This is a genomic window from Meridianimarinicoccus zhengii (assembly GCF_003254465.1).
In the GTDB taxonomy this organism is placed as follows: domain Bacteria; phylum Pseudomonadota; class Alphaproteobacteria; order Rhodobacterales; family Rhodobacteraceae; genus Meridianimarinicoccus; species Meridianimarinicoccus zhengii.
Map to the genome: position 1 here is coordinate 1 of NZ_QDFI01000093.1, position 14667 is coordinate 14667.

The following is a 14667-nucleotide window of genomic DNA, read 5'->3' on the forward strand; positions in this document are numbered from 1 at the left end:
GCCCGCCATCGCGGGCCCCGCGCCGGGCACCGGCACCGGCACGGGCGCGCCCAGCGTCTCGAAGGCGATCGCGGTGCCGCCCGACGCCTGCACGGCGGCGGTGCCCCCGGTGAGCGTGTTGTAGGGCGACACCCGGAAAGACCCCAGCCCGGCCGTGACGACCGTGTCGGGCAGGGTCCCGACCACTTCCGTCTGGGCGAAGCGCGCGCCGGTGAAGCGGATGCGCGCGCCGATCGCGTCCAGCACGGCGTTGTAGCTGTCGATCACCGGCGCGAGCGCGGCTTCCGTCACCATCAGGATGCGCCCGCCCGCCAGACCGTAGTCGCGCATGGCGGCCAGTTCCACCGCCGAGAAATCGAGAAACGTGTTGTAGTTCGCCGTCATCACCAGAAGGTCCGTACCGTCCAGCACGCCGGGCGTGATCTCGGTGTCATGGGCGACGGGATCGGCGCCGATGGTGCGGTAATGGCCGACCACGCCGGTCATCTGCCCGAAGCTGCGCGCGAACAGGACGGTTCGCCCGCCCGCCAGCACGTTCTCGTAAAGCCGGAGATTCGCGGCGGATCCGGCATTCACGTCGCCGATCACGGTGAGCGTCGCGGCCCTTGCGGCGCCCGGCAGGGCCAGCGCCGCGGCCGACAGGACGAGCGCGGCAAGGGCGGCCAGAAGCCGCGGGCGGGTTGCGGGCGGTGTCTTGGAAGCGATGATCGGCATGGTCCGGGCACCTCGGTTGAACGGGTTGATGCGGCGGGGCACGGCCCCGGCCCCACCAGCCCTAACCGCGGCAAGGTGAATGGGGCGTTAAGCGCGATCCCGGCCCGCGCACTTTCCCCCCTTCCTCCGGCCAGGCCGGCGGCACCGGTGCCGGTGACCGGTTCTGCGCTCAGCGCGTGTAGGTTTCGGCGGGCAGCCCCCGCACCGGCAGGTCGACGGCGTAAAGCCCCCCTGCCCCCGCACCGTCGCCATCGCGGGTCGCGGTGGTGACGAACAGCCGTCGCATCGAGTTGCCGCCGATGGTGCAGCAGGTCACGTGGAGCACGGGCAGGCGCACGACCATGTCGGGGCGCCCGTCGGGCAGGTGGCGCACGACGCAGCCACCGCCGAAGCGCGCGTTCCACAGCCCGCCCTCGGCATCGACGCAGGACCCGTCGGGCCTGCCCTCGGCGGGGTCGATCCGCGCGAAGACCTGCCACGCGCCCGGCGTGCCGGTGGCGGGATTGTAGCTGCAGAACCGTATCTCGCCCGTGGGCGTGTCGGCGAAATACATCACCAGCCCGTCCGGTGCGAAGGCCGTGGAATTCGCCGTGCGCACGCCGTCGAACAGCGCCCGCACCCGCCCGCGATCCACGGACCAGACCACCGTGCCGGGCGCGTCGGGCCGTTCGGCGTAGCCGCCCACCACGAAACGCCCCTGCCGGTCCACCGCGCCGTCATTCATCCGCACGCCCGCGATGCCGGGCATGTAGGGTTCGAACAGCGACCTGTGTCCGCTGCGCGGTTCAAGCCATGCCAGCCCGTCGGCAAAGGCGCCGAGCATCCGCCCGTCGCCGCTGAAAGCAAAGGCGCAAAGCCGTTCGTCCAGCGCCACCTGGCGCACGTGCCCGCCGCGGTCGTCGCAGGACCACAAGGTCCGCCCGTCGATATCGGTCCAGAACAGCCGGCGATGCCGGGGATGCCATTGCACGCCCTCACCAAGCGCATTGCCGCAATCCACGATCAGGCGGGCGTCGAGAACGCCATCATGCCCGGTGCGTCGCGGTACGCCCTGTTCAAACGTCATTGCAGGCTCGGCTTCCCGATCGATGTGCTGCCGCGCAGCCATCTGCACGGTTCAACCCAAAGGATAGTGCATTCCCGCCGCCCTTCCGCCGAAAAACGGGCATTGACGCCTCGGCGCCGGTTTTCGCGGCGGTGCAGGACGGTCGTGCGACGGGATCGCGCCGGGATGGTTGCATCTGCGGCAGGACGTTCAGGAACGGGGCTTCCCGGATCATGCCAAGGCGCACCCGCCTGCCCGGTCATCCCATCCCCCCCGCATCGCCGCCAGCACGGCGGAACCTGTAAATCACCTGCCCGGTCAGCCTTCCATCGGGGGCAGCGGAAATCAAGGCAATTGTATGCAGGATATCGGCGCGCGATGCCGAGTCGCGGCGACTGCCGCCCATCGCGGCACACGGGCATCCTGCATTAAGGTCTGGAAGCGACAGGGTCATGTCGCTATCAAGCCATTCACACACACGCGGAGCGCACTAAGGTTCCAAGGATCGACAACAGGGGAAGCAGAGACATGATGAAGACATTCCTGCCCGCCGCCGCCATCGCCATGGCCGCCGCGGGCACAGCGCAGGCCGATTGCGGCGACGTGACGATCACCGAGATGGACTGGGCGTCCAGCGCGGTGGTCACGGCGGTGTCCAAGTTCCTTATGGAGCAGGGCTATGGCTGCACCGTGCAGACCGTGCCGTCCTCCACCGTGCCGTCGCTGGTGTCGGTGTCCGAGACCGGCAAGCCCGACATCGTGACCGAATTGTGGATCAACGGCGCCCCCGCCTATCACGAGATGGAAGAGGCCGGGACGATCACGACCGTGGCCGACGTGCTGTCCGATGGCGGCAACGAAGGCTGGTGGATTCCGAAATACCTGGTGGACGAACACCCGGAACTGACGACGATCGAGGGGCTGCTGGCCAACCCGGAGCTTCTGGAGGGCCGGTTCCACAACTGCCCCGACGGCTGGGCCTGCAAGAACACCAACACCGACCTGACGCGCAATTTCGGGCTGGTGGACGCGGGCTACGAGATTTTCGTGCACGGGTCGGGCGAGACGCTCGCGACCTCCATCGCGTCGGCCTATGAAAACCGTGAACCGTGGCTCGGGTATTACTGGGCGCCCACGGCGCTGCTGGGCAAGTACGACATGGTCGCCGTCGAGATGGGCGATTACAACGAAGAAGTCTTCCTGTGCGCCGCCGATGCCGACTGCACCGCGGAGGGCGTGTCGGGCTGGCCGGTGGGGCCGGTCAAGACCGTCGTGACCAACGATTTCAGCGAACGCGAACCCGAGATCGCGGAGCTGATGTCCAACGTGGCCTTCACCAACGCGCAGATGAGCGACGTGCTCGCGTGGCGCGAGGAAAACAACGCCACCAACGACGAGGCGGCGGTGTATTTCCTGACGACCTATACCGATGTCTGGCCGGGCTGGCTGAACGACGCGGCGCGCGAACGGCTGTCGGCGCTGCTGCAGTAAGCCAAGGCACCCGCGCGGACATCGGTCCCCGCGGGTGCTGCGCGTGACACGCGTGACGCGCGGGCGCGGGCCGGATGGGCCCGCAGCGGGGGGCGGCGGACCCGCCCCCGATCATCAGGAACGGAACCCCGAGGATGGCATTCTACGACCGGCTGTTCGATGCGCTTGGCCTGCGCGACTGGTGTAGCGGCGCTGGCGACGGCGGGCCGATGACCATGGCCGAACTGCTCGCGCGGTCCTCGGGGACGGAAAGCGACCCGGCGCCGGTCCCGTTCTGGCAGACGCCTTTCCCGTCGCTGGACGAGCTGAACACCGCCTGCCCCGCCATCGGGCGCACCCGCGACATGACCGACGGGGTGGAAAACGCGTTTCTCGCCATCAAGGACCCGCTGAAGGTCGTGCTGGACCCGCTGACCCAGCCGCTCAGCTGGGCGCTGAACGGATCGCTGGAACTGTTCCAGACGATCCCGTGGTTCGTGTTGATCCCGCTCTTGGGGCTGCTCGTGTGGGTCGCGTCGCGGTCCTGGGCGCTGGTGGGTTTCGTGGCCGGGTCGTTCCTGTTCCTCGCCTTCATCGATCATTACTCTTACGCGGTGCAGACCCTGTCGATCATCTTCGTCTGCACGCTGATATGCGTGGCGCTCGGGGTGCCCATCGGCATCGCCATGTCGCGCAGCGACGCGGTGCAGAAATCCACGATCCCTGTTCTAGACATGCTGCAGACCCTGCCGACCTTCGTCTACCTGATCCCGCTGATCTTCCTTTTCTCGGTGACCGAGCCCAAGCTCTACGGCATCGCCATCATCCTCTACGCCATCGTGCCGGTGATCCGGCTCACCGATCTCGGCATCCGGCTCGTGGACAAGGACGTGATCGAGGCTGCGGACGCCTTCGGCATGTCGGACCGCCAGAAGCTCTACGGCGTGCAGATCCCGCTGGCGCTGCCGAACATCATGGCCGGGGTGAACCAGACGATCATGATGAGCCTTGCCATGGTCGTGATCGCGTCGCTCGTGTCCGCGCCGGGGCTGGGCGTGCTCGTGCTGCGCGGCATCCGCAACCTGGAGTTGGGCGTGGGCCTCGTGTCGGGCTTCGGGATCGTGCTGCTGGCGGTGCTGCTGGACCGCGTGACCAAGGCGGCGCTCGGCCGCATCAACGCGAGCCAGAAAGCCTGACATGACCAACGACATGCCCGACGAACCGGCGATCGCCATCAAGGGCCTCTACAAGATCTTCGGCCCCGATCCGCAATCCGTGCTGCCGCTGGTGCAGGAGGAGGGGCTGGGCAAGGACGACCTGCTGGAGCATCACGGGCATGTGCTTGGCCTGCGCGACATCGACATCGACATGGCCCCCGCGAAGATCACCGTCATCATGGGGCTGTCGGGGTCGGGCAAGTCCACGCTGATCCGGCACCTGAACCGGCTGATCGACCCGACCGCCGGGCAGGTCATCGTGAACGGCGAGGACGTGCTGGGTTATGACGAGGCGCGCCTGCGCCGCCTGCGGCAGGAAACCATGTCCATGGTGTTCCAGAAATTCGCGCTCCTGCCCCACCGGACGGTCTTGCAGAACGCAGGCATGTCCCGGCGCATCCGCGGCGAAAGCCAGGAGATCGCGGACCGCGAGGGTGGCAAATGGCTCGACCGGGTTGGCCTTGGCGGCAACCACGCGCAGTATCCGCACCAGTTGTCGGGCGGCATGCAGCAGCGTGTGGGCATCGCGCGGGCGCTGGCATCCGACAGCCCGATCATGCTGATGGACGAGGCGTTCAGCGCGCTCGACCCGCTGATCCGCACGGACATGCAGGACCTGCTGCTGGAATTGCAGAACGAACTGCACAAGACCATCGTGTTCATCACCCACGATCTGGACGAGGCGCTGAAGCTGGCCGATCACCTCGTGATCCTGAAGGACGGCGCCATCGTGCAGCAGGGGGAGCCGCAGTATATCCTGCTGCATCCCAACGACCCGTATATCGAGGACTTCGTGCAGGACATCAATCGCGCGCGCGTGCTGCGGGTGCGGTCGGTGATGCGGCGGTGGGACGGGTCAGCGCAGGATTTCGCGGGGGCCGTCGACCCCGATGCGACGCTGGAAGACCTGATCGCGCAGTCGGGCGGCGATGCGGGAGCCACCTATCGGGTGGAACGGGACGGCGACCCGGTGGGCGTGCTCGACATGAAGGACCTGCTGCGCGCGCTGGTCCCGGCTCGTCCGGGGGATGCGGCCGCGCGGGACGACAGCGCCGCCTGACCCGGCATCCGGCGGGAGGCGCCGGGTTCCGCCCGTGCCGGGCGGCCCCGGCGCCGCGGTGCGCTCAGCGCAGGCCGGTTTCCTCCAGCATGCCGCGGTCGCGGGCCTCGTAGTAGTAGCCGCGCGCGTACCACTGCACGGCGCGGTCGTGGTCGCCATCCGCCACCAGGTACGCGCCGCGCAGGTATTTCACGCCGTATTCCAGGTTCGTCTCGGCATCGAGCAGTCCCTCGGGCGGACCGCGATAGCCCATGGTCCGCGCGGTCTGGGGCAGGATCTGCATCAGCCCGTAATAGGGCCCGTTGCGCGCCTGTGGGCGATGGGTGCTTTCGCGCACGACCACCCGCTGCACCAGCGCCACCGGCACGTCGTGCCGCTCTGCCGTGGCTTCGATCTGCGCCCGCAATTCGGGGGTCTCGTTGGGAAACAGCGGCATGGCCGCGCGGTCTTGCTGCGGTGCGCCGCACCCGGCCATTGCCACGAGTGCCGCCAGCATCGCCTGCCTGTACCAGTCCTTTCGCATGGTGATCCCGTGCCTGTTTCCGCTGCCTGCTGATTACAGCATCCGGCCGCATCGCGGGAACCGTTTTCGCACCGTCCCGCCCGGCGGTCGGCTGCATCTTGCCGACGGTCCCGCCGGGCCCCTGCCCTGCCCCGCCACGCCAGAAAATCCTTGCCCGATTCGTGCGCCCAAGGCAGACAGGAACGGAGCAAACCAGAATGCGCGGTGTGCACCGTAACAACCGCGTCACCAGAGGCAGCGCGCCATCACGGCGCCACAGGCAGGACTGGAAACAGGCCATGAACGAGGCTTCCCTGATCCCCCCCGGCGACCGGGCCGACCGTATCGACCGGCTCGTGGGTGAACACGCTGCGCGGCTGTCGGAACGGCTGCAGGCACACCGCGCGCAGCTTTTTCCGCCCGATGCGCGCAAGGCGCTGCGCACCTTCACCTCGGGCGAGGCCGCGGCGCTTCTGGGCGTCAAGGATGCCTATCTGCGCAAGCTGCATCTCGACGGGCGCGGGCCGTCGCCCGAGACCCGCAGCGGCGGGCGGCGCGTCTATACCCCGCAGGACATCCAGGCGCTGCGCGAACTGCTGGAAGTCGGCGCCAAGACGCCCGGCACCTACCTGCCCGGTCGCCGCGCGGGCGATCACCTGCAGGTCGTCAGCGTCATCAACTTCAAGGGCGGGTCGGGGAAGACCACGACCGCCGCGCATCTCGCGCAGAAATGCGCGCTTGATGGCTACCGCGTGCTGGCCATCGACCTCGACCCGCAGGCCAGCCTGAGCGCGCTGCACGGGTTCCAGCCGGAATTCGACCTGATCGACGGCGGTACGCTTTATGACGCGATCCGCTACGACGCCCCTGCCCCGCTTTCGGACGTGATCCAGCGGACCTATTTCCCGAACCTCGACATCGTGCCCGGCAATCTCGACCTGATGGAGTTCGAACACGAAACGCCCATGGTCCTGTCGCGCGGCGAAAACCGGTTGTTCTTCACTCGCGTGGGCGACGTGCTGGCGCAGGTGGAACCGGATTACGACGTGGTCATCATCGACTGTCCGCCGCAGCTGGGGTTCCTGACCATGTCGGCGCTGTCGGCGGCGACCGCGGTGCTGGTGACCGTGCATCCCCAGATGCTCGACGTGATGTCGATGTGCCAGTTTCTGCTGATGACTTCCAACCTGCTGGGCGTCGTGGCGGATGCGGGCGGCGACATGAGCTATGACTGGATGCGCTATCTCGTGACGCGGTACGAACCCGGCGACGGGCCGCAGAACCAGATGGTCAGCTTCATGCGGTCCATGTTCGGGGATCATGTGCTGAACCACCCGATGCTGAAATCCACCGCCATCAGCGATGCGGGCATCACGAAGCAGACACTTTACGAGATCGAGAAATCGCAATTCACCCGATCCACCTATGAGCGCGCGATGGAAAGCCTGAACGCCGTGAACGGCGAGATCGAGGGGTTGATCCAGCAGGCATGGGGGCGCTGAACATGGCACGCAAGAACCTTTTGTCGGGCCTGATGGGCGACCAGACCGTGCAGCCGGACACGGCGCCGCGCGCCGACCGGACCCCGGCTGGGGACGATCCGGCGGCGGCCCCGCAGGCCGCGCGCCCACGTTACACCAAGGGCGCCATTGGCGCGGTCAGCCAGTCGCTCGCCGATCTGAAATCCCGCGCCATCGCCGATATTCACCCCGCGGCCATCGACGCGGGCGGGCTGCCCGACCGGCTGGAGGAAGACCCGGCCGAGCATGCAGCGCTCATGGCGTCGCTGCGCGACCATGGCCAGCAGGTGCCGGTGCTGCTGCGCCCGCACCCGACCGAGGCGGATCGCTACCAGGTGGTCTATGGCCGCCGCCGGGTGCGGGCGCTGCGCGACCTTGGCCAGCCGGTCAAGGCGATGATCCGCGATCTCGACGACCGGGCGCTGGTGATGGCGCAGGGGCAGGAAAACGCGGCCCGGCGCGACCTGACCTTCATCGAGAAGGCGAATTTCGCCGCCCAGATGCGCGCGGCAGGCTATGACCGGAAAGCGATCTGCGCGGCGCTGCATGTGGACAAGACGCAGATCAGCCGGATGCTCGCCGTGGCCGATGCCGTGCCACTGGACCTTGTGGAGGCCATCGGCGCAGCGCCATCCGTGGGGCGCAACCGCTGGCTTGCGCTCGCCGCACGGCTGGACGAGACGGGGACAGACACCGCCGCCGCCGTCGCGCTGGTGCACGCGGCAGAGGCCGATGACAGCGACGCGCGGTTCGCGGCGCTGCTTCGTGCGCTGGCGCGGCCGCAGGCCCAGCCACCGGAACCGCGCATCCTGCGCGACGATGCTGGCCGGGAAATCGGGCGCATGGTGTGGCGTGGCGAGACGCTGACGCTGACGGTGCCGCTTGCCGGGGCCGAAGGCTTCGATGACTGGCTGGCCGAGAATTTCGACCGCATCCATGCCGATTGGCGGGGAGGGGGCGGCGACGAAAGTTGACCGCTGTCAACACGGCCACCGGGCCGGCGCGCCATGGGCGCGCGGCTTGGGCGAAAGTTGACAGCGGTCAACCCGCGCCGGGTGCCGCCGACAGGCCGGGCGCTTGGCCCGACCCACCGGAAATCATGGCGTCCCGGTGATGTGCAAAAAGGCCTGATAATGCGCGCTGAGCGAGGAACGCACCGGCCCTGACGGCATGTCCCGCAGCGCGCCCGTGACCTGCGAAGGGCGGCCGGGGGCGATGCCGGGGCAGGGCGCGCAGTCCCCTCAGCCCTGCGCGTCGGTCTGCATCCGCCGTTCCAGCCAGCGCACCCCGGCCGATACCAGCAGGATCAGCAAGAGATATTCCAGCACGAGGATCGTGTAGATCTCCAGCGGGCGATATTCCGTGACCACAAGCTCGTTCGCGCGCCGCGTCAGGTCCTGCATCCCGATCACCGACACGAGCGACGACATCTTCAGCATGTAGACCAGCTGGTTGCCAAGCGCGGGCAGGATGCGCCGCAGCGCCTGCGGCAGGATCACGAACCGCATCGTGTCCGTGTGGCTGAGCGATACGGAATAGGCCGCCTCGTACTGGCCCTTGGCGATGGACTGGATGCCCGCGCGGAAGATCTCCGCCTCGAAGGCGCTGTCGGACAGCGCCAGCGCGATGACCCCCGCCCAGAACACGCCGATGGTCAGCCCCGACACCTGCGGCAGGCCGTAATAGACCCACAGGATCAGCACCAGGACCGGCACCGCGCGCACCAGTTCGACGTAGCCCCGGCTCGCCATGCGCAGCCCGCGCCGCGACGACAGGCCCGGCAGCGCCACCACCAGCCCCAGCACCACGGAAATCGCGATGGCCGTCACCGACATCAGGATCGTGTATTTCAGCCCGCCCAGCAGGAAGATCAGGTTGGTCTGCCCCGCCGGGGTCTGCGGGTTGACGACATACCAGCCCCAGTCGGCGGAACAGCCGCCCAGCAGCAGGATGACGGCAAGCAGTGCAATTCGTGTCATGGGGCGTCCCTAGTGGTTCAGGATCTTCGCAAGGAAATCGCGGCAGCGGCGGCTTTGCGGGTTGGCGAAGACCTGCTCGGGCGGGCCGGTCTCCACGATCTCGCCATGGTCCATGAACACCATCCGGTCCGCGACCTTGCGCGCGAATCCCATCTCGTGGGTCACGACCACCATGGTCATGCCCGTCTGCGCCAGTTCCACCATCACGTCGAGCACCTCGGAAATCATCTCCGGGTCCAGCGCGGATGTCGGCTCGTCGAACAGCATGATCCGCGGCTCCATGCACAGGCTGCGCGCGATGGCCACGCGCTGCTGCTGGCCGCCCGACAGGTGCCGCGGATACTTGTCCGCCTGTTCGGGGATGCGCACCCGCGCCAGATACCGCATCGCCAGCGCGCGGGCCTCCGCTTCCGGCAGCCCGCGCCCGCGCACGGGCCCCAGCATCAGGTTCTCCATCACCGTCAGGTGCGGGAACAGGTTGAACTGCTGGAACACCATCCCGACCTCGCGCCGGACCTTGCTCAGCGCGCGCCGCCCGCCGTCCAGCGCGGTGCCGTCCACGGTGATCTTGCCTGCGTCATGGGTCTCCAACCCGTTGATGCAGCGGATCAGCGTGGACTTGCCCGACCCGGACGGGCCACACACCACGATCCGCTCGCCTGCGCGCGCGGTGAAATCCACGCCGTTCAGCGCCCGGAAATCGCCGAAGAACTTGGACACCCCATCGAAGCGGATGATCTCCTGCCCGCCGCTCTGTCCGCCGTCCATCGCCATGCCGTCCCCGCTCGTTGCATCGTCCCGCATCCCGGTAAGGCGCTGCGCGCTCACCTGCAATTCAATTGACCCCGCAGCCCATTGACGGCACGACCGGGGCACCCACCATACATGGTCCACAACGGGGAGAATCCACTGTGAAAATGCTCAAGGCGTGTATCGCCGCACTCGGCCTGCTCGTCGCCGCACCGGCAGCCCAGGCGCAATCGGCGTTGACTGAGATCCTGAACGGGGGCGTGCTCAAGGTCGGCACCACGGGCGACTGGAACCCGATGACCATGCGCAACCCGGCCACCAACGGCTATGAAGGCTACGACATCGACGTGATGACCCAGCTTGCCGCCGATCTGGGTGTAGCGGTCGAATTCGTGCCCACCGACTGGAAGACGCTGGTCAGCGGCGTCACCGCGGGCAAGTACCACATGACCGGCTCGGCATCGGTCTCGCCCGCACGGGCCAAGGTGGCGGGCTATTCGCAAAGCTATTTCTCGCTGGCCACCGTGCCGCTGATCAATCGCGAGGACGAAGGCCGCTTCACCGACTGGGACGACCTGAACCAGCCCGGCGTCGTGGTCGCGGCCACGCTCGGCACCACGCAGGAACAGCAGGTCAAGGCGTTCTTCCCCGATGCGGAACATCGCATCGTCGAAGCCCCGGCCCGCGACTTCCAGGAAGTGCTGGCAGGCCGCGCCGATGCGCACATCACCTCGAACGTGGAAGCCAACCAGCTTGTCGAGAAATACGGCCAGCTGATGATCGTCCCCGTGGCCGAGGCGCGCGCGCGCACCCCCGTGGCGATGCTGCTGCCCCAGGACGACCAGGTCTGGATAAACTACGTCAACACCTGGATCGACCTGAAGCGCGAGGCGGGGTTCTTCGACGAACTGGCCGCCAAGTGGAACCTGCGCAACTGAGCGCGCGCCGCGCAAACCGTCGAAAACTCAGGAGCGGGCGCCCCGTCCGGGGCGTCCGGGCGTGCCCATGCTGACGCTCTATACCATTCCCGAAAGCCTCTATTGCGCCAAGACGCGCATCCTCTTGCGCCACAAGGGGCTGACTTGGCGCGAACTGCCGCCGCCCGGCGGTGTCGGCGCGGCGGACTACAAGGCCATCGTGCCGTCGGGCAACCTGCCCGCGCTCGACCATGACGGGTTCGTGCTGACAGATTCCGAGGCCATCGCGGAATATCTGGACGAGGTCTTTCCCGATCCGCCCATGCTGGGGCAGGGGGCGCAGGCCCGCGCACGGGTGCGGGAGCGCGCCCGGTTCCACGACACGCGGCTGGAACCGCAGTTGCGCGCGCTCTTCGGCCATGTGGCACCCGACCGGCACGACCGCGCGCTGTTCGACCGGCAGGCCGATCTCGTCTCGCAGCGGTTGGCGCAACTGGCGCGGATGCTGGATGCCGCGCCGCGCCCGGACCTGCCGCTGGGTCTGGGCGATTGCGGCTACCCGGTGACCTTCGCATGGATCGATGCGTTTGCCGCGCGGCTCGATCTGCCGATCCGCTGGCCCGCCGCACTCGCCCCGTGGCGCGCGGCGCTCGAAGCCCAGCCCGCGGTTGCCGCGGAGCTGTCCGATTACGCCCCGCACATGGAAGACTGGCTGGTCGCCAAGGGCGTCTGACCGTTCATTCGGCGGCCCGCGCGGCGGCGCCCGCGCGCCACAGCCCGCCCATCAGGTCCTGCGCCACGCGCCCGGCCACCCAAAGCGCAAGCATCAGCCCGGTGACCACCGCCGTGGCGATGCCAAACCACACCCCCCATGTGCCCAGGTCCAGAACGACCACGTAGAACCAACCGAACGCCGCCACCGCGATGCCCTGCCGGTAGACCCCGATCCACACCGTCGCCATGGGCCGCTTGAGCGCCTGCAACAGCGCATTCGTGGCGAAAAGGACAAGGTAGACGGGCAGGATGAACCCGTCCACGTGCAGGTAATCGCCGCCCATCCGGATCACGTCCGGATCGTCGCTGAACAGCCCCACCATGGGCCGTGCGGCGAACCACAGCACGACCGATCCGGCCAGCATCAACCCCACGCCGGCCCTCACGCAGAACGCGAAAGCGTCGCGCACCCGGTCGAAATCCCCCGCACCGAAATTCTGCGCCGCGATGGGCAGCAGCGCCCCGGTCAGCCCGAATCCCGGCAGCAGGATCAGCTGTTCGATCCGCAGGCCCACGCCATAAGCCGCCAACGCCGCGGGGCCGAAGCCCTTCAGGAACATCTGCACCACGAAACCGGTGATCAGCATGATCGCCATGGCGAAGGTCGCGGGCAGGGCCTGTGCCGCGATCTCGCGCCAGCGGGCCGGGTCGGGACGCCATTCCGCCGCGCTGCCGCCCGCCATGACCTCGGACCGCATCACGCGCCACAGGACATACCCCATCACGCCCGTCTGGCTGACCAGCGTGGACAGGGCGATCCCGGCAAAGCCGATGCCCCCCACGACCCCCGGCACGCCGAAGATGAACAGCGGGTTCAGCGCAAGGTTGGCGAAGAAGGCCGCGATCTGCGCGCGCTTCATCGTGTCGGTATCGCCCTGCGCGGTCAGGATGCCGTTGCCCCCGAAGGCCAGCAGAAACGACGCCGTGCCCAGCAGGATCACCGCCATATAGGCATCGGCCGCGTCGCGATATGCGCCGGGTTCCGACACCAGCGCCACCAGCGCGGGCGATCCCCAGATGCCGCCGATCCCAAGCGCCACCGACAGGGCCGCGCCGTACAACAATCCCTGCCGCGCCGTCCGCCGGGCGCGGGCACGATCCCGCGACCCCAGCGCATTGCCCACCAGCGCCGACATCCCGCTGCCCATGCCGACCCCGAAGGCGACAAGGATCATGAAAGGCTGGAACGTGATCGCCAGCCCCGCCTGCGCGTCCGTGCCCAGATACCCCGCATACCACAGGTCCACGACGTTATAGAGCGTCGAGAACACCATCCCGATCGCCGCGGGCACCGCCAGCGCGCGGAAATGGCCGGGCAGGGGCCCTCGGGTCAGGTCGCGGGCGGTGTTCATGGATGTCTCCGGTCAGATGGATGGGTGCCTTGCGGGGTGGTGTGGCGACTCCGACAGGACTCCTACAGGAGTCATACGAAAGTCATACGCTTTTCATACGCCCGCTTGCGCCCCGTCACGCCGGAAAACGGCCATCTGGCTCGCACCGCCCAGCACGGGATGCCGCCCGGCGATATCGCGGAAGGTCACGCCGTATCCCGCCGCCCGCGCCGCGCGCCGCCCCCAGCGCCGGAACCGCGCACGGTCCCATTCAAACCTGTGATCCGGATGGCGAAATCGCCCCCGCGGCACGCCCAGAAGCGCGTTGAATTCGGCGTTCGGCGTGGTGATGACCACCCGCCCGGGCCGCAGCGTGACGAACAGCGCACGCTCCAGCCGCGACAGCCGGTCGGGATCGACATGCTCGATCGTCTCGACCAGCAGCGCGCAGTCGAACCCGGCAAGGTCAGGGTCGGGCTCGGTCATCGATCCCAGCCGCACATCGACGGCCCCGGTCGTGATCTCCAGCCGGGATTGCAATGTTTCCAATGACTTCTCGCAGATGTCGATGCCCACCAGCTCCGCGATGGCGGGGTCCGCGGCCAGCCGCACGAACAGGTCGCCGTCGCCGCATCCAAGGTCGAGAACCCGCGCCGCCGTCCCTTCGCGGAGCGTGTCGGTCACCGCGCGCAGCCGTTCCTCGTGCCACCATGTGGTCATGCCGCGAGCGCCAACAGCATCCCGCCCGCGGCCCCCAGCACGACGACCGCCAGCGCCGGGGCCTTCCACGCCACCAGCGCCACGGCGCAGACCGCGGCGAGCGCGAAGTCGCCCATCCCGCCCACGGCGCTGGTGAAGACCGGATCGTACAACGCGGCGGCAAGGATGCCGACCACCGCGGCATTGGCTCCCTGCATGGCCGATTGCGCCCGCGCCCGGCGGCGCAACGCATCCCAGAAGGGCAGGGCGGCTACCAGAAGCAGGAACCCCGGCAGGAACAGCGCCGCCAGCGCCAGTACCGCACCACCGACGCCGGCGGGTGGTGCCAGCACACCCAGATAGGCGGCGAAGGTAAAGAGCGGCCCCGGCAGCGCCTGCGCCGCGCCGTAGCCTGCAAGGAACGCATCCGCGCTCACCTGTCCGGTCTGCACCACCGCCGCATCGAGCAGTGGCAACACGACATGCCCGCCGCCGAACACGAGCGCCCCGGACTGGTAGAAGCCCGCCACCATGGCCGGCGCCGCCCCGGTCGATGCCGCCAGCGGCAGCAGCACGAAGAGCGCGGCGAACAAACCCAGCGCCACAAGCCCCGCGCCGCGGCTCACGCCATCGAACGCGGGCGCGGGGCCGTCCCCGGCGGTGCCCGCGTTCAGCGCCAGCCCCGCCAG

At 68.4% G+C, this 14667-nt stretch carries 15 protein-coding genes; 7 read left to right on the forward strand and 8 right to left on the reverse strand.

The genetic code is table 11. From position 1 onward, the window contains the following. Both DDE13_RS19770 and DDE13_RS19775 read right to left on the reverse strand, forming a co-directional pair. Window positions 1-714: hypothetical protein (locus DDE13_RS19770; RefSeq protein WP_162631118.1), on the reverse strand; the 714-nt coding region annotated here is incomplete at its 3' end. A gap of 169 nt (window positions 715-883) precedes the next feature. Beyond that, window positions 884-1780, reverse strand: coding sequence for an SMP-30/gluconolactonase/LRE family protein (locus DDE13_RS19775; protein ID WP_162631119.1), 897 nt, complete (start codon window positions 1778-1780; stop codon window positions 884-886). Between the two features lie 507 nt (window positions 1781-2287). Between DDE13_RS19775 and DDE13_RS19780 the strand changes: the two genes are divergently transcribed. The 3 genes from DDE13_RS19780 to DDE13_RS19790 all read left to right on the forward strand — a co-directional run bounded on the left by DDE13_RS19780 (window position 2288) and on the right by DDE13_RS19790 (window position 5506). Next, the gene (locus DDE13_RS19780) at window positions 2288-3250 is read left to right on the forward strand and encodes an ABC transporter substrate-binding protein (protein ID WP_328587860.1); all 963 of its coding nucleotides are present in this window, start codon (window positions 2288-2290) and stop codon (window positions 3248-3250) included. Window positions 3251-3384: 134 nt separating this feature from the next. Beyond that, window positions 3385-4425 carry an ABC transporter permease gene (locus DDE13_RS19785; protein ID WP_111405956.1) on the forward strand — a complete coding sequence of 347 codons (1041 nt, stop codon included), beginning with the start codon at window positions 3385-3387 and terminating at the stop codon, window positions 4423-4425. Window positions 4426-4438: 13 nt separating this feature from the next. Further along, window positions 4439-5506, forward strand: a complete 1068-nt coding sequence (locus DDE13_RS19790) for a quaternary amine ABC transporter ATP-binding protein (protein ID WP_111405965.1) — start codon at window positions 4439-4441, stop codon at window positions 5504-5506. Between the two features lie 64 nt (window positions 5507-5570). Here DDE13_RS19790 and DDE13_RS19795 read toward each other — a convergent pair whose 3' ends face one another. Next, complete coding sequence (locus DDE13_RS19795; RefSeq protein WP_111405957.1) at window positions 5571-6029, reverse strand: transglycosylase SLT domain-containing protein; 459 nt, start codon at window positions 6027-6029, stop codon at window positions 5571-5573. A gap of 278 nt (window positions 6030-6307) precedes the next feature. Here DDE13_RS19795 and repA point away from each other — a divergent pair, with 278 nt between their 5' ends. Then, window positions 6308-7510, forward strand: coding sequence for a plasmid partitioning protein RepA (repA, locus tag DDE13_RS19800; protein ID WP_111405958.1), 1203 nt, complete (start codon window positions 6308-6310; stop codon window positions 7508-7510). 2 nt (window positions 7511-7512) lie between these two features. Further along, on the forward strand, window positions 7513-8502 hold the full coding sequence (gene repB / locus DDE13_RS19805) for a plasmid partitioning protein RepB (protein WP_111405966.1): 990 nt from the start codon (window positions 7513-7515) through the stop codon (window positions 8500-8502). Between the two features lie 267 nt (window positions 8503-8769). On the opposite strand, the gene DDE13_RS19810 is transcribed toward repB, so the two are convergent. Next, window positions 8770-9507 carry an amino acid ABC transporter permease gene (locus tag DDE13_RS19810; protein WP_111405959.1) on the reverse strand — a complete coding sequence of 246 codons (738 nt, stop codon included), beginning with the start codon at window positions 9505-9507 and terminating at the stop codon, window positions 8770-8772. Between the two features lie 9 nt (window positions 9508-9516). Continuing rightward, a complete protein-coding gene (locus DDE13_RS19815; RefSeq protein ID WP_111405967.1) occupies window positions 9517-10275 on the reverse strand; it encodes an amino acid ABC transporter ATP-binding protein in 759 nt (252 codons plus the stop codon). A gap of 149 nt (window positions 10276-10424) precedes the next feature. Between DDE13_RS19815 and DDE13_RS19820 the strand changes: the two genes are divergently transcribed. After that, a complete protein-coding gene (locus DDE13_RS19820; RefSeq protein WP_111405960.1) occupies window positions 10425-11195 on the forward strand; it encodes a transporter substrate-binding domain-containing protein in 771 nt (256 codons plus the stop codon). A gap of 67 nt (window positions 11196-11262) precedes the next feature. Next, window positions 11263-11907 (forward strand): glutathione S-transferase family protein, encoded by a 645-nt coding sequence (locus DDE13_RS19825; RefSeq protein ID WP_111405961.1) that lies wholly within the window; start codon window positions 11263-11265, stop codon window positions 11905-11907. Between the two features lie 4 nt (window positions 11908-11911). Here DDE13_RS19825 and DDE13_RS19830 read toward each other — a convergent pair whose 3' ends face one another. The 3 genes from DDE13_RS19830 to DDE13_RS19840 form a co-directional block, all read right to left on the reverse strand. Next, entirely contained in the window at window positions 11912-13300 is a 1389-nt protein-coding gene (locus DDE13_RS19830) for an MATE family efflux transporter (protein ID WP_111405962.1), read from the reverse strand. 93 nt (window positions 13301-13393) lie between these two features. Next, on the reverse strand, window positions 13394-13999 hold the full coding sequence (locus DDE13_RS19835; protein ID WP_111405963.1) for a methyltransferase domain-containing protein: 606 nt from the start codon (window positions 13997-13999) through the stop codon (window positions 13394-13396). Beyond that, the coding region (locus tag DDE13_RS19840; protein ID WP_222626153.1) for a chromate transporter at window positions 13996-14667 on the reverse strand (672 nt) is incomplete at its 5' end. The genes DDE13_RS19835 and DDE13_RS19840, both read right to left, overlap by 4 nt.

Excerpts from the sequence above, each read along its gene's own strand:
- DDE13_RS19775 (WP_162631119.1), bottom strand. The coding sequence starts at position 1,780 with ATGACGTTTGAACAGGGCGTACCGCGACGCACCGGGCATGATGGCGTT.
- DDE13_RS19780 (WP_328587860.1), top strand. The coding sequence starts at position 2,288 with ATGATGAAGACATTCCTGCCCGCCGCCGCCATCGCCATGGCCGCCGCG.
- DDE13_RS19785 (WP_111405956.1), top strand. The coding sequence starts at position 3,385 with ATGGCATTCTACGACCGGCTGTTCGATGCGCTTGGCCTGCGCGACTGG.
- DDE13_RS19790 (WP_111405965.1), top strand. The coding sequence starts at position 4,439 with ATGCCCGACGAACCGGCGATCGCCATCAAGGGCCTCTACAAGATCTTC.
- DDE13_RS19795 (WP_111405957.1), bottom strand. The coding sequence starts at position 6,029 with ATGCGAAAGGACTGGTACAGGCAGGCGATGCTGGCGGCACTCGTGGCA.
- repA (WP_111405958.1), top strand. The coding sequence starts at position 6,308 with ATGAACGAGGCTTCCCTGATCCCCCCCGGCGACCGGGCCGACCGTATC.
- repB (WP_111405966.1), top strand. The coding sequence starts at position 7,513 with ATGGCACGCAAGAACCTTTTGTCGGGCCTGATGGGCGACCAGACCGTG.
- DDE13_RS19810 (WP_111405959.1), bottom strand. The coding sequence starts at position 9,507 with ATGACACGAATTGCACTGCTTGCCGTCATCCTGCTGCTGGGCGGCTGT.
- DDE13_RS19815 (WP_111405967.1), bottom strand. The coding sequence starts at position 10,275 with ATGGACGGCGGACAGAGCGGCGGGCAGGAGATCATCCGCTTCGATGGG.
- DDE13_RS19820 (WP_111405960.1), top strand. The coding sequence starts at position 10,425 with ATGCTCAAGGCGTGTATCGCCGCACTCGGCCTGCTCGTCGCCGCACCG.
- DDE13_RS19825 (WP_111405961.1), top strand. The coding sequence starts at position 11,263 with ATGCTGACGCTCTATACCATTCCCGAAAGCCTCTATTGCGCCAAGACG.
- DDE13_RS19830 (WP_111405962.1), bottom strand. The coding sequence starts at position 13,300 with ATGAACACCGCCCGCGACCTGACCCGAGGGCCCCTGCCCGGCCATTTC.
- DDE13_RS19835 (WP_111405963.1), bottom strand. The coding sequence starts at position 13,999 with ATGACCACATGGTGGCACGAGGAACGGCTGCGCGCGGTGACCGACACG.